Origin of the sequence: Dyadobacter jiangsuensis (assembly GCF_003014695.1) — a bacterium.
Taxonomy (GTDB): domain Bacteria; phylum Bacteroidota; class Bacteroidia; order Cytophagales; family Spirosomataceae; genus Dyadobacter; species Dyadobacter jiangsuensis.
Genome location: NZ_PYAS01000005.1, coordinates 22,501 through 36,072 on the forward strand (window position 1 = coordinate 22,501; position 13,572 = coordinate 36,072).

Sequence of the window (13,572 nt, forward strand, 5' to 3'; positions counted from 1 at the left end):
TTGGTTTCTGAACTTTGTAAATTAGCTCACTGTTCAGAAAGTCTGATAATACCACTTTTTAGCTTGGAAAACGCGGCCGGGGACTTTACGGAGAAACTGAATGAATGGGGCAAAGCCAAAACCCCGTTCTTTTTTTTGGTAGACTACCAATTCCAAAAACCGCTTGCCTGGAAACTTGGCGACGTCGATCCAGAGGAGATCCTCTTCAATCTGAATGGCTTTACCAATGATACGGCGGCATTCGGCGACGACCTTCCGGAACACATTCAGTTCGACAAGCATCCGCTCGCTTTTAAGGATTACCAGCCCAAATTCGACTGTGTCTTGCACCATCTGAATGCCGGCAACTCATTCCTGGTGAACCTTTCAGTACCGACGCCGATCGACACCAACCTCACGTTGAAACAGATATTCCGGCATAGCGAAGCACCTTACCGGCTGCTATTCAAGAATCGGTTCGTCTGTTTCTCTCCCGAAATTTTCGTACGCATTCAGGACAACCGCATTGCCTCGTTTCCGATGAAAGGCACCATCGACGCCTCGGTACCGAATGCGGAGCAAGTCATACTTTCAGATTACAAAGAAGCTGCCGAGCACGCCACGATCGTCGATTTGATTAGAAATGATCTCAGTATGGTGGCTAAAAAAGTCTGGGTGGAGCGCTATCGCTATATCGATCGTATTCAGGCTTCCGACAAAACTCTTTTACAGGTGAGTTCTGAAATTGCGGGTATTTTACCAACCAATTTCAATGGTGAATACGGTGATCTTTTGAAAAAACTGCTACCTGCCGGCTCCATTACCGGCGCCCCGAAACCACGCACGCTGGAAATCATTCGGGAGGCCGAAGAATATAACCGTGGTTATTACACCGGGGTGATGGGGTATTTTGATGGAGAAAACTTTGAAAGCGCGGTAATGATCCGTTTTATCGAGCAAGAGGATCAACAACTGGTTTTCAAAAGCGGGGGTGGAATTACGGCATTAAGCAATGCAAGAAGTGAATACCAGGAAGTGATTGATAAAGTTTATCTCCCATTTAGCCACACCCCGCATGCTGTGCTTTGAAACGATTTGCGTAGAACACCGGCAATTGAAAAACCTGTCGTACCACGAAGCACGCCTCAACAAAACCCGCCGGGAATTGTGGGGTTATGATGATAACTGGGATTTAGCCGAACTGCTTCCCGTTCCCGACCAGGTCGACGACACTATGCACAAATGCCGCATTGCCTACGATAAGAAGGTCGACAATATCAGGTGGGAACCTTATTCCCGCCGTGCAATCCGCAAAATCAGGCGGGTTTATCACGATGAAATCGACTACCGGTACAAATATGACAACCGCGACTCCCTGAATGCACTTTACGCGCAACGCGGGGACGCGGACGAGATACTGATCATCAGGAAGGGGCTGGTAACCGACTCCAACTTTTGCAATGTCGCGTTCCGTGACGGTAACCGCTGGCTCACCCCCGTGAGCCCGCTCCTGCCTGGCACCCAGCGTGCATTACTGCTCGACCAGGGCATTATTGAAACTACGGACATTCGCGAAAGTGATATAAAATCATTCAGCCAGATACGGCTTTTCAACGCGATGGTCGACTGGGCGCATGCCGCAACGCTCGATGTTTCGTTGATTGCTTGACCACAAATTGCGAACTTGCGCCCGAATTAAAGCATTGAATCCATGACCTCCCTATTCGAGGAAGAAATCACCTTATTTGCCGATCTGATCCTGCCGGTACCGATTCCGAACCTGTTTACGTACCGGGTTCCGCGGGAAATGGCTTCGCTGATCAAGGTCGGGGCGAGGGTAATCGTGCAGTTTGGTCAGAAAAGGGTGATTACGGCCGTGGTGGCCCAGCTGCATTCCAACCCGCCGGTGAAATACCAGGCGAAGTATATTCTGGAATTGCTCGACGAACAGCCCATCGTGACCCAGCAGCAGCTCGAACTTTTTGCCTGGGTGGCTGAATATTACCTGTGCAATATCGGCGAAGTAATGAATGTGGCATTGCCGGCTGGCTTGAAAATCACCAGTCAATCGAGAATTCAGCTAAATCCCGAATTTGAATATGAAGAGCTGCTGACCGACCAGGAGATTCTTGTCGTGGAAGAAATTAAAAAGCATCAGACACTCTCCTATGAAGAAGTGGAAAGGCTTTTGCAGAAGTCCAATATAACTTCGATTATCAAATCGCTGGTCGGGAAACGGGCGGTGATTTTGTATGAAGAAGTAAAAGAACGCTATAAGCCGAAAGTCGCGAAGAAAATCAGACTGACAGCCACCTATACCTCTAATGAAGCGCTTTCCAGGCTCGCCGCCGACCTCGACAAAACGCCCAAGCAGCAGGAAATCCTTTTGAAATACCTCAGTTTCATTCCGGTTTACAACAACCCGGATTTGAACTACAAGGGTTTGGATAAATCGGTATTCAGCCAGGATGATACCATTTCGGACGCCTCGTTGAATACGCTCATCAAAAAAGGCATTTTCGAACAGTTCGAAATCTTCGTTTCCCGCTTCGACGAGATCCCCATGGGCAACATGGGCATCATTACGCTCACCGAAACCCAGAAAGAAGCTTCTCGGCAAATCCACGAGCTTTTCCGCGAGAAGGAAGTGGTACTTCTGCACGGCATCACGGGCAGCGGTAAAACCGAAGTTTATATCGAGCTGATCAAACAGGCGCTCGAAAGCGGTACGCAGGTATTGTTCCTCCTTCCTGAAATCGCGCTGACGACACAGATTGTGATCCGGCTCCGGAAAGTATTCGGGGATGTAATGGGCATCTACCATTCCAAATTCTCCGACAATGAGCGGGTAGAAGTTTGGAAAGGCATTCTGGATGGCAAATTCCAATTTGTGGTGGGCGTACGCTCGGCCATTTTCCTGCCATTCGATAACCTCGGTTTAATTATCGTGGACGAAGAGCATGAAACCTCCTACAAGCAGCACGACCCTGCACCGCGCTACAATGCACGCGACGTAGCAGTGATTATGTCGTACATGCACAAGGGTAAAACACTGCTCGGTTCGGCGACGCCTTCTCTGGAAAGCTATTTCCACGCGCAAAGCGGCCGGTACGGGCTCGTAGAAATGAAGCAGCGTTTTGGGAATGCCGCATTACCGCGTTTTGAGCTGATCGATACCAAAAAGGAAAAGCGGCAGAAGCAGATGAAGAACGAGTTTTCTTCCGTGCTCCTCAGCCATTTGGAATACAACCTTAAAAATAAGGAACAGACCATCCTCTTTCAGAACCGTCGCGGCTACTCCCCTTACCTGCAATGTGAGGAATGCAACTGGATTTCGGAATGCGCCAATTGCGATGTGAGCCTCACCTACCACATGAAAGCGCGCGAGCTCCGCTGCCATTATTGCGGGCATAAGGAAGAGGTGCCGCGGACTTGCCCGCATTGCGGCTCGCCCAAAGTGAAAACGATGGGATACGGGACCGAAAAAATAGAGGAGGAGATCAATGTAATGTACCCCGAGGCACGTGTGCAGCGCATGGACCTGGATACCACGCGTGCTAAAAACGCTTATCAGCAAATCATTTCCGAGTTTGAAGAAGGAGGCATTGATATATTGGTAGGGACGCAGATGGTCAGTAAGGGCCTCGATTTCGACAATGTGAGCGTGGTCGGCATTTTCGACGCGGACCGCATTATCCACTTCCCCGAGTTCCGTGCTTCGGAAAGGGCGTTCCAGATGCTTACGCAGGTGAGCGGGCGGGCGGGAAGGCGTGCGGACAAGCCCGGGAAGGTGCTGATCCAAACCGCAAATCCGTCGCAGCCATTGCTCGAAAAGATCATCAACAATGACTACGAGGGAATGTACGAGACCGAAATCGCAGAGCGAGAGCGGTTCAGCTATCCGCCATTTACGCGGCTTATCAAGGTTACTGTAAAGCATATCGACGAAGGAACTGCCGCGAGGGCTGCGAAAGTACTGGCCGAAAAACTGACGTCGCATTTGGGTGCCAGCAGGGTTCTGGGGCCGCAGCCGCCACTGGTCGAAAGAGTAAGAAATCAGTTTTTGTTCGATATTCTCATCAAACTTGAACGAGAAAAGATTAATTTTAAGGCGGCAAAGTCATTTATACAGGAAAAAGTAATTGACACTCTGACTGACAAGACGCTAAAAAGCATCCAGGTCGTGATCGACGTGGATTGTTTATAAAAACATCATTTACTGCACATTAACTTTATGTCTTCCAAAAAAACCAGAATTGTTGCAACCGTAGGCCCGACCTCGGAATCGAAAGAAACATTATATGCATTGGCCAAAGCAGGAGTGAACGTGTTTCGTCTCAACTTCTCCCACGGCTCCCACGCTGACCACCTGCAAAGACTTACCAACATCCGCGAGATCAACGAAGAGCATGGCCTTAACCTGGCTATCCTTCAAGATTTGCAAGGACCTAAAATTCGTATCGGTCTGGTGGCTGAAAAAGACGGCGTTCTGATCGAACCTGGCAAAAAACTCATCCTTTCCAACACAGAGGTACTCGGTACCGCCGAGAAAGTGAGCACGCCTTACGACGGAATGTACAATGATGTGAAGATCGGTGACCGCGTGTTGATGGATGATGGTAAACTGGAAGTGCTGGTAACAGGCATCGATGGAAGTGACGTGATCACCGAGGTTATCTATGGTGGTTACCTGAAATCCAAGAAAGGCGTTAACCTCCCTAATACAAAGGTTTCTATGCCTTCGGTAACGCCTAAGGACTGGGAAGACCTGGACTTTGGCCTGGAAAACAATGTGGAATGGATCGCATTGTCGTTCGTACGTACTGCCGAGGAAATCACGAAAGTGAAGGAATATATCGCCAACAAAGGCAAACATGCCCGCGTTGTTGCGAAAATCGAGAAACCTGAGGCAATCCTCAATATCGACGAGATCATCGAAGCTACCGACGCTATCATGGTGGCGCGTGGTGACCTCGGGGTTGAGCTTCCTGCCGAAGAGGTTCCGATGATCCAGAAAATGATCGTTGAAAAATGCAACCGTGCCGGCAAGCCCGTAATTGTGGCTACGCAAATGCTGGAATCCATGATCGAAAGCCCACGCGCAACCCGCGCCGAGCTGAACGACGTGGCTAACTCGGTACTCGACGGCGCTGATGCCGTAATGCTTTCGGCAGAAACGGCTTCGGGTAAATATCCTATCCTGGCCGTAGAAAGCATGAGCCGCACCATCGAAAAAGTGGAAGCGAGCGCCAACAGCATCTATTTCAAACACCATGCAGCCGTTAACGATTCACCAGGTGCATACAAGCTGAACGACAACGTGGTAATGAGCGCATGCCGTCTGGCACGTGATACGCAGGCTGCGGCGATCATCGGTATCACCCGCTCGGGCTATACTTCTTTCCGCCTGTCGCACCACCGTCCGAAAGCCAACTTGCTGATCTTCACATCGAACAGAATGCTGATGAACCAGCTGGCATTGTACTGGGGTACCAAGGTATTCTACTACGATCGCGACCAGGGTGTTTCGACTGACGACCTCATCGAGGACATCAAAACTTTCCTCGTAGAAAAGGGCGAATTGCAGAAAGGCGACGTGTTCATCAACACATTGAGCATGCCGGTTTCCAGACAGCGCAAGACGAATACGGTGAAGTTGAGTGTGGTAGAATAAGCATTACGAAGACCATATTAGAAGGGCGGCGGAATCACATTCCGTCGCCCTTCTGCTTTTTCGGCCGCAGGGTCATTGAGCACGTTACCCTGCACATTGGATTGAAAATCAGGAGATAAATTTTGTATATTCGATTATGAGCTAAACGATCAGACTATGATTGCTTCACCTACACCAGGCCGAGACATTCCGGAAAATGCCCTTGAAGAAAGCATTCCTAATTCATTGATCCGCGAGATCATTGATGGAAAGCCTTACTACTACAAAGGCTACCGGGAAGTGCTCGCCGGCAATATGAATGAAGATGGCATTATGGGTTGCTGTACGATACAGACATTTATCATTACCTATCTGGTTCGCATCCTTTTTCGTTCAGTCGACGAAAGTAAGTATCTGATTGCCACTAATGAGCCAGGCCTCCATATTAATAGAAGAAACAATCTCGCTTCGGATATTATGGTTTTTGATTACGATATTCTCACCATAGACCAAATCAATCTAAATTATGCACAGGTTCCCCCAGCAGTATGCATTGAAGTGGACACGCGTGTGGAACTTAACGATGCCGCCGAAAGTGAATATGTGACGTTGAAGACAATGAAGCTGCTCGAATTTGGAGTAGGAAAAGTGATTTGGTTCTTCACGAAAACAAAGAAAGTAATGATCGCCACACCTGGCAATTGGACAACCTTTGACTGGAATAATGAAGTTTTGCTAATGCCAAATGCACTATGCAACGTAGGCCAGCATCTCCGGAGTAGAGGGTTTAAATTTGCATAGAAAATAAACAACTGATAATCAGCCAAAACCGTCACATACCACAGTGATGGTTTTTATTTTTTTACAATAACTAATAAAATAGTTTTGAAACTAACAAAATAGTAATACATTTGAATTACCCATTACTTATAACCCATTTTAAAGAAAGAAACATTATGGAAATCCGTAACCTGACGAGGGCAGAGGAAGAGGTCATGAGAATTCTCTGGCAGCTGAAAAAGGCTTTTGTGAAAGACATCCTTGCCGAAATGCCCGAGCCCAAACCGGCCTACAACACCGTATCCACGATCATCCGCATTCTCGAGAAGAAAGAGGTGGTAGGCTACAATGCGTACGGGAAAACGCACGAATACTACCCCCTTATCTCGGAGGAGGAATATAAACGACACGAAATGAAGCAGTTGATGGTTAACTACTTCGACAATTCGCTGCCGAACCTGGTTTCCTTTTTTGTAAAGGATAATGATCTGAACACCAAAGACCTGGACGAGATCATGAAGCTGATTAACCAACATAAAAACGACCAGTAAACCGTCTGTTAGCCATGGAAAATTTCATATACATCGGCAAGGTGAGCCTTTACTGGGTGTTGCTGTACCTCTGTTACTGGTTGATGCTGCGCAAGCACACGTTCTTCCAATGGAACCGCTGGTATTTGCTGGGCTCCCTCTTCATTGCCTTCGCACTGCCTGAGATCATTTACCCGGCCTCAGCACCCGAACTGCCCGTGATATACGAGGTGACTGCCTCCACATTCAACGTGATCCGAACGAAGCCGGAAGAACCCGAAGCCTGGACATGGATGCAGATCCTTACAATGATTTACATCGCCGGACTCGCCGTAGCTGCTACGCAACTGGCAAGGAACATCGCTCAACTCGCGCAATACCTGCGTTCAGGCGAGCGTGTTGAGCTGGAAGACTGCACGGTGATCCTGATCGACTCTAACCAGGTGGGTTCGTTCTCGTTTCTGAAATGGATCGTCATTAACCGTAATGATTATGAAAACCACTTCGACGCCATTTTGCGGCACGAAATGGTGCATACCGAACAGCGGCACAGTTTGGATATTCTTCTGATTGAAATTATAAGAACCATTTTCTGGTTCAACCCGGTGCTGCTGTTGTACAAGCGGTCGCTGCAAGAAATTCACGAGTACCTGGCCGATGCGCAAGCCCCGAACCGTGAATATTACGCTCAGTTTCTCGTAGCATATGCGCTCAACGCGCCTGTCGCGTCGCTGACGAACCACTTTTTCAAACCATCTCAATTAAAAAACCGTATTCAGATGATCTATAAGAACCGCACATCCAAATGGATGCTGGGCACCTACGTGGTTGCCGCAACACTGATCGGAACCAGCGCACTTTTCGTCGCCGGCTGCGAGAGCCAGGTTTCAAAGGAGAATGAGGTAGTAAAGACGGAATCAAAAGCAGGTGATAACGAACGGATTTTCACAGTTGTGGAAGAGCAGCCGGAATATCCCGGCGGCAACGAAGAAATGTTTAAGTTTCTTGGTCGGAAGATCCATTACCCTTCATCCGCATCGAGGGCCGGTATACAAGGCAAGGTCTTTGTCAATTTCATTGTGACGTCGGAAGGAGATATCAAAGATGTAAAAGTCCTGAAAGGAATTGGCTACGGATGCGACGAAGAAGCGGTCCGGGTGATTTCCAAATTCCCTAAATGGACCCCGGGCAAGCAGAGTGGAAAAGCCGTTAGTGTGAAATTCACGGTTCCCATCAATTTCCAACTCGCGGAAGTAGGCGAAGACGCAAATACCGACGGCGAAACAACGATTGTCGGATTCAAGCCAGTGTCACAGCCCGTAATTCAAAAACCGAAAGAGGAAACCATACTGCAAGGTGAGACTTTCGAAGCACAGCCTGAAATGCAAACTGGGGATAAATTTGAATCAAGAATACAAGTACGCTGGCCGGAAGGAGAACCGGCATTTGCGGCTAACCAGCCTCTATACATATTGGACGGCGAAATGTTGGAAGACGGCAGCCAGATCAAAGCGCTGGATCCCAATACAATCAAGAGCATCAGCGTACTTAAAAATCCGCAATCTACGAGTATCTATGGCTCAAAAGGGGCGAACGGTGTCGTTTCAATCATTACCAAAAGCAAATAGCCCTCTGTAACACCGCCCTGCATGGAAACGCTCCTCTATCTGGCAAAAGTCAATATGTACTGGCTGCTTTTTTATGCTTGCTATTGGCTTTTGCTTCGAAAACATACCTTCTTTCACTGGAACCGTTTTTACCTGCTGAGCACGCTGCTGATTGCATTTGCATTGCCTGCCATCCATTTTGCGGAGCCGGTTACGACTATCTACGTTCCGGAGACCGTGTACCAGAAAGCCACGATCTCCGTAGCCGTAATCGCCGACCAAACGCCGGAAACAGGTATTAACTTATGGGTCTGGGTATCCGGGCTCTATGTCGTCTGCGCATTGATCATGGTCTGGAAATTCACTTTAAGCCTCTTCACGATCCGCAAAATGATAGGCCAAAGTGAAAGATTCGATATGGGCGATTACACATTAATGATGTTGCCCGAAAACCGCACCAGTCGGAGCGGGAGCTCGTTTTCATTCTTTCGCTGGCTGTTTCTAAGTTCCCATGACTACCACCACAATCCCGACACAATCATCCGGCACGAGTGTGAGCATATCCGGCAATGGCACACAGCGGATATCCTGTTGATCGAGCTATTGAAAATCGTTTTCTGGATTAACCCGGTTGTCTGGCTTTACAAACGCTCGATAGAAACCGTCCACGAATACCTGGCCGATCAGTCGGTGCCGAACCGGAACGACTATGCCTCATTCCTGGTCGCCTACGCAATGCGCAGCCCCGGCATTACCATTGCCAATCATTTTTTCAATTCCTCACTACTAAAAAGCAGGATCCGGATGATTTACAAAAAACGCAGTTCACGGTGGTTGCTGACCAAATACCTGATGGTCCTATCGGTTGTCGCATGTTCGGTCGCCACCTCGGCTTCCCCATACCCATTGCAGGCGATCGATCAGCTCAAAGCGGAGGTTGAAAAGACGATACGTGTCAGAGGGCTCATTATCGATGAAACCGACGGACCGGTCGAGGATGCTGCCGTCATCATAGCGGGAACGACCCGCGGTACAACCACCGGTAGCGACGGCCGGTTTGAGTTGCGCGACGTACCAGCCAATTCCAAGCTCGTGATCACACACGTTGCGTATGAAACGCAGGAATTCAAGCTCACAGATAATAATCAGGAACTCGGACTGATCGTCAAAAAGGCTGTAAACCAAATTACAGGCCCGGTAGTTGTCGGTCGGCCGATAGTCGACGGTAATACTACACCTCCTTCAACCACTGCGCCAGTCGGTGATGAAATGAAAATAGTTGAGCAACGGCCCTCATTTCCGGGCGGTAACGAGGCATTAATGCAATACCTTGTGCAAAATCTGCAATACCCGGAAGCAGCTCGCAAAATAAATGTGGAGGCGATCGCTCTGGTGTCTTTCACAGTCGATAAAAACGGCGATATCCGCAATGCCAAAAGTCTGAAAAACATTGGCTATGGCATTGATAAAGAGGCCTTGCGCGTTGTAAACGAAATGCCGAAATGGAGCCCAGCAGTGCAGAACGGGAGGCCGGTCGAAATGGAATATACTTTGGAAGTCAATTTTAAACTGGATAAAGAAAACCAGGACAAACGCCAAGGCTTTTTAAATTTCAGATCAAACAGCTTTTCACCGGTTCCGAATATGGAGGAAATAGATGCCTTTTTCAACGGGAAGCTGAACCTCTATAAATGGGGAAAGTTTACGGATATTGCCGTGAATGGTCCATGGACCGTCATCCCAAAAACTCAGGCCAACGAACATAACGATCCGCAAACGGGCAAATACAAGCAAATCAGATATGGACTAACCAGCCGCGTTTACGCAACTCCCTCGTGGACTTATACACCACTGAAATACCGTAAAACCTATTAAACTCGTATTTCAGCCACTTTTCTGCCCTTAAATCCTGATATTTGGAAGAGTAATTAACCTATTCTTCCGATTCATGTCAATCCTGAAAGCCGCCATCATCGGCGGCGGGCATATTGCCGACCAGAACCATCTTCCGGCATTAGCCAAACTGTCCGATCGCGTCAAGGCCGTATCGATATGCAGCCGCGACATCCATAAAGCACAGGCGTTAGCCGACAAGCACGGCGTGCCGCTTGCCTACGACAGCCCCGACGAAATGTACCGGAGCGAAGGCAAGCCGGACATCGTGATCAACTGCACGGCCAATAACCTGCATTATCCGTTCACCATGCAGGCGCTTGAAAACGGCTGTCATGTATTTTGTGAAAAACCGCCGGCTATGCACGCCAGCGAGGCACGTGAAATGGCCGATCTGGCCAAAAAGAAGGGCTTAACCCTGGCTTACAACTTCCAGCGCCGCCACGCGCCGGAATACACGACGCTGAGAAAATATCATGAGCTAGGCAGCCTGGGCGACATTTACCACATCAAGGCCAACTACCTCCGTCGCCGGGGCATTCCGGGCTGGGGTAATTTTACCAATAAAACGATCCAGGGAGGCGGTGCATTGATCGACCTCGGCGTGCATATCCTCGATTTGGCGCTAGGCCTCACGGGTTATCAGCATCCTACCCGTATTGTAGCCAACACATATGATTTCATTGGTAAAACCGGTGGAAAAGGCCTGAAAGGAGCCTGGAACCCTGCAACATTTGAAGTAGAAGATGCGTGTTTCGCGCATCTGTCGTTTCCAGGGAATGTCAGCATTGCATTATCCACCTCATTTGCACTAAACATGGAGCAGGAGGAGACCATCAACCTGGAAGTTTTCGGAACAAAAGGCGGAGCTAAACTATTTCCGCTATCGGTACATACCGAAATCGCAGGTGAACTAGCCGATATCCGTTTCCCGCATTTGGGTGAAATCGATGCTCAATTGCAGAACACAACCGCTTTCCTGGACCTCTGCGACGGCCAATCTGCCAACATTTGCGACGGAGAGCAAGGAGCCATCCTGCAATCCATCGTGGAGCAAATCTACCAAAGCGCAGCCAATCAATAGCAACGAGAAAGGGCTTGAAGATCAACTCTTCAAGCCCTTTTCCATTCTCCTTCCTCCCTCCTCCTTTCCTCCAAAATTTTATTTAGCCGTAGCCATTACCATTTTGATATCGTTCTTGGCTCCGATTTCGAGTACATCCACCAGGTCCTGCACCGCGAGGTTCTTATCTACCCGCAAAACGACCGTGCGTTCTTCCACACCGGCAAAGATACTTTGCAACTGCGTTTCCAGGTTATCGAAAGGAACAGGCTCCTTATCGATGAAATAGGCTTTATGCTCATCTACCGAAAGTGTAATCTGCTTTTTGTACATCTGTTGCGTAGCCGATGCCTTGGGCAGCATCAGTTTGATCACGTTCGGATTGGACATCGTGGAGATGATCAAAAAGAACAGCAACAGGAAGAACATGATATCGTTGAGCGAGTGCGTGAACACCTCCGGAGCAAACCGGCTCTTCCGACGTATTTTCATATTGGAAAATGTAATGGGTTGTCCCTTGAATATCTATTTTGCAGCCACTGGCTTTGAAAGCACATCCAGAAAATCGGATGCGGCCATTTGCAGGCGCAATGCAAAACGGTCGATTTTCATGTTCAGCAAGTGGTAACCCGCGTAGGCGATCAGACCGATGATCAGACCGGATCCGGAAGTGATCATTTTCTCATACATACCCCCTGCGATGGTGCTGATATTAAAGTCGTTGGAGATTGAAATGTCGTAGAAAATACGGATGATACCCGAAATTGTACCCACGAACCCGAGCATTGGCGCGATACCCGCGATCACCCCCAGGTACGGCAGGTTGCCCTCCATACGCTGGATCTCGATCTGGCTGGCGTTTTCAATCGTAGTTTCAATGTCTTTGATCGGGTAACCAATGCGACCGATAGCTCTTTCCAGAATACGGCCCGCTGCATTACGCTGGTTTCTGCAAAGCGACTCCGCCGATTTCAAATTTCCTTGCTGAATAAAATCCTTCACATTGTCGACAAATTGCGGCTCAATCTTGCCATTGGCGCCGATACCCAGGAAACGTTCGATAATGAGGAACAGCGTGGCCAGGAACAACAGCCCCAGTGGCAACATTACCCACCCCCCTTTGGCGAGCAAATCGATTACAGAAAGGCCCTGCTCAGCGACGGGTGCAGCCGCAGTAGAGTCAGTAAGTGCTTGCAGAAGCATCATATCAGAAATAAAAAGTGAATGGTTAAGCGAATGAAACAGAGGTCGATTCTATTCAAAAACAATTTTGATCTTAAACGGAGCATAATGCCCCTTATTGTTCAAAGGGCAAATATAGGAAAATTACTCTTCGGACGGGGGCAAGAGATTGCTTACATTCTCGGTACCCTCATAGAGGTCGGCCATTTGCAGCGTAGCGCCGATTGTTCGAATCGTAATTGATTCGGTAAGGGAGAATGCGTCATCGGCCAGGATCCACTGATTATCGGGCATCCGGCGGAAAACCTGAGCACTGGCTTTCCGGGAATCTATTGTCACATATTCCTGCAAGGATTCAATGTCTCGGTACAATTTGAATTTAAGGCTACGGTCGTAGTCAGTAGTGGAAGCGGAGAGGATTTCAATGATCACGGATGGGTTAATAATCGTGATACGGTCCAGTTTCGAAAACTTGTTCGGCCCACAGACGATGACAATGTCGGGATAAGTATAAAGCGAATTCGCCGGAATGTGAATCCGCTGGTCGCTCGAAGAGCTTCTGCATGACTTACCCTTTTTCAAAACCGGATAAATCTCCCCGATTACATTTTCCTTAACCCGATTGTGATTCGGCGCCGCCCCGGCCATTTTGATAATCTGCCCCTGAAAATACTCGCTCTTTTCAAAAGCGTCGTTTTCAAGCCGGAGATATTCCTCTTCTGAGTACATGATCTGTTGTGAAAGTGCTAATGCAGGTGCTGCCATATTATAGTGTGCTTTTTCTCAAATATACCTTTAATGTCCCACACTAAGTGCTGATTTAAACACCGATTATCCTGCGGAGGGCAACGATGTTTCAAGAAATTGTGTCTCCTGGAAACACAA

Annotated in this window: 12 protein-coding genes; 9 read left to right on the forward strand and 3 right to left on the reverse strand. The window is 48.5% G+C overall.

All coding sequences use genetic code 11. From position 1 onward, the window contains the following. The first annotated feature begins 63 nt into the window (after positions 1–63). The 9 genes from CLV60_RS11210 (at position 64) to CLV60_RS11250 (ending at position 11,526) form a co-directional block, all read left to right on the forward strand. Entirely contained in the window at positions 64–1,068 is a 1,005-nt protein-coding gene (locus CLV60_RS11210) for an aminodeoxychorismate synthase component I (RefSeq protein WP_106595495.1), read from the forward strand. Next, positions 1,055–1,648 (forward strand): aminotransferase class IV family protein, encoded by a 594-nt coding sequence (locus CLV60_RS11215; protein WP_106595496.1) that lies wholly within the window; start codon positions 1,055–1,057, stop codon positions 1,646–1,648. The genes CLV60_RS11210 and CLV60_RS11215 overlap by 14 nt, the downstream gene beginning before the upstream one ends. A 42-nt stretch (positions 1,649–1,690) precedes the next feature. Beyond that, positions 1,691–4,186, forward strand: coding sequence for a replication restart helicase PriA (gene priA, locus CLV60_RS11220; RefSeq protein ID WP_106595497.1), 2,496 nt, complete (start codon positions 1,691–1,693; stop codon positions 4,184–4,186). A gap of 27 nt (positions 4,187–4,213) precedes the next feature. After that, positions 4,214–5,653 carry a pyruvate kinase gene (gene pyk / locus CLV60_RS11225; RefSeq protein ID WP_106595498.1) on the forward strand — a complete coding sequence of 480 codons (1,440 nt, stop codon included), beginning with the start codon at positions 4,214–4,216 and terminating at the stop codon, positions 5,651–5,653. A 156-nt stretch (positions 5,654–5,809) separates the two neighbouring features. Then, a complete protein-coding gene (locus CLV60_RS11230) occupies positions 5,810–6,433 on the forward strand; it encodes a hypothetical protein (RefSeq protein ID WP_106595499.1) in 624 nt (207 codons plus the stop codon). A 155-nt stretch (positions 6,434–6,588) separates the two neighbouring features. Then, positions 6,589–6,963, forward strand: coding sequence for a BlaI/MecI/CopY family transcriptional regulator (locus CLV60_RS11235; RefSeq protein ID WP_015812834.1), 375 nt, complete (start codon positions 6,589–6,591; stop codon positions 6,961–6,963). A gap of 14 nt (positions 6,964–6,977) precedes the next feature. Further along, positions 6,978–8,570: a M56 family metallopeptidase gene (locus tag CLV60_RS11240; RefSeq protein WP_106595500.1), complete on the forward strand. Its 1,593-nt coding sequence runs from the start codon at positions 6,978–6,980 to the stop codon at positions 8,568–8,570. Between the two features lie 21 nt (positions 8,571–8,591). Further along, entirely contained in the window at positions 8,592–10,424 is a 1,833-nt protein-coding gene (locus CLV60_RS11245) for a TonB family protein (protein ID WP_106595501.1), read from the forward strand. A 73-nt stretch (positions 10,425–10,497) separates the two neighbouring features. After that, positions 10,498–11,526 (forward strand): Gfo/Idh/MocA family protein, encoded by a 1,029-nt coding sequence (locus CLV60_RS11250; protein ID WP_106595502.1) that lies wholly within the window; start codon positions 10,498–10,500, stop codon positions 11,524–11,526. Between the two features lie 78 nt (positions 11,527–11,604). On the opposite strand, the gene CLV60_RS11255 is transcribed toward CLV60_RS11250, so the two are convergent. The 3 genes from CLV60_RS11255 to CLV60_RS11265 all read right to left on the reverse strand — a co-directional run bounded on the left by CLV60_RS11255 (position 11,605) and on the right by CLV60_RS11265 (position 13,452). Continuing rightward, positions 11,605–11,997, reverse strand: coding sequence for an ExbD/TolR family protein (locus tag CLV60_RS11255; RefSeq protein WP_106595503.1), 393 nt, complete (start codon positions 11,995–11,997; stop codon positions 11,605–11,607). 33 nt (positions 11,998–12,030) lie between these two features. Next, positions 12,031–12,711 carry a MotA/TolQ/ExbB proton channel family protein gene (locus tag CLV60_RS11260; protein ID WP_019944977.1) on the reverse strand — a complete coding sequence of 227 codons (681 nt, stop codon included), beginning with the start codon at positions 12,709–12,711 and terminating at the stop codon, positions 12,031–12,033. A gap of 120 nt (positions 12,712–12,831) precedes the next feature. Then, positions 12,832–13,452 (reverse strand): Uma2 family endonuclease, encoded by a 621-nt coding sequence (locus CLV60_RS11265; RefSeq protein WP_229210921.1) that lies wholly within the window; start codon positions 13,450–13,452, stop codon positions 12,832–12,834. Positions 13,453–13,572 lie beyond the last annotated feature (120 nt).

What these genes read in the sequence shown, in the direction of transcription:
- CLV60_RS11265 (WP_229210921.1), bottom strand. Translation starts at nt 13,452, where the DNA reads ATGGCAGCACCTGCATTAGCACTTTCACAACAGATCATGTACTCAGAA.
- CLV60_RS11215 (WP_106595496.1), top strand. Translation starts at nt 1,055, where the DNA reads ATGCTGTGCTTTGAAACGATTTGCGTAGAACACCGGCAATTGAAAAAC.
- CLV60_RS11235 (WP_015812834.1), top strand. Translation starts at nt 6,589, where the DNA reads ATGGAAATCCGTAACCTGACGAGGGCAGAGGAAGAGGTCATGAGAATT.
- priA (WP_106595497.1), top strand. Translation starts at nt 1,691, where the DNA reads ATGACCTCCCTATTCGAGGAAGAAATCACCTTATTTGCCGATCTGATC.
- CLV60_RS11250 (WP_106595502.1), top strand. Translation starts at nt 10,498, where the DNA reads ATGTCAATCCTGAAAGCCGCCATCATCGGCGGCGGGCATATTGCCGAC.
- CLV60_RS11230 (WP_106595499.1), top strand. Translation starts at nt 5,810, where the DNA reads ATGATTGCTTCACCTACACCAGGCCGAGACATTCCGGAAAATGCCCTT.
- pyk (WP_106595498.1), top strand. Translation starts at nt 4,214, where the DNA reads ATGTCTTCCAAAAAAACCAGAATTGTTGCAACCGTAGGCCCGACCTCG.
- CLV60_RS11255 (WP_106595503.1), bottom strand. Translation starts at nt 11,997, where the DNA reads ATGAAAATACGTCGGAAGAGCCGGTTTGCTCCGGAGGTGTTCACGCAC.
- CLV60_RS11245 (WP_106595501.1), top strand. Translation starts at nt 8,592, where the DNA reads ATGGAAACGCTCCTCTATCTGGCAAAAGTCAATATGTACTGGCTGCTT.
- CLV60_RS11260 (WP_019944977.1), bottom strand. Translation starts at nt 12,711, where the DNA reads ATGATGCTTCTGCAAGCACTTACTGACTCTACTGCGGCTGCACCCGTC.
- CLV60_RS11240 (WP_106595500.1), top strand. Translation starts at nt 6,978, where the DNA reads ATGGAAAATTTCATATACATCGGCAAGGTGAGCCTTTACTGGGTGTTG.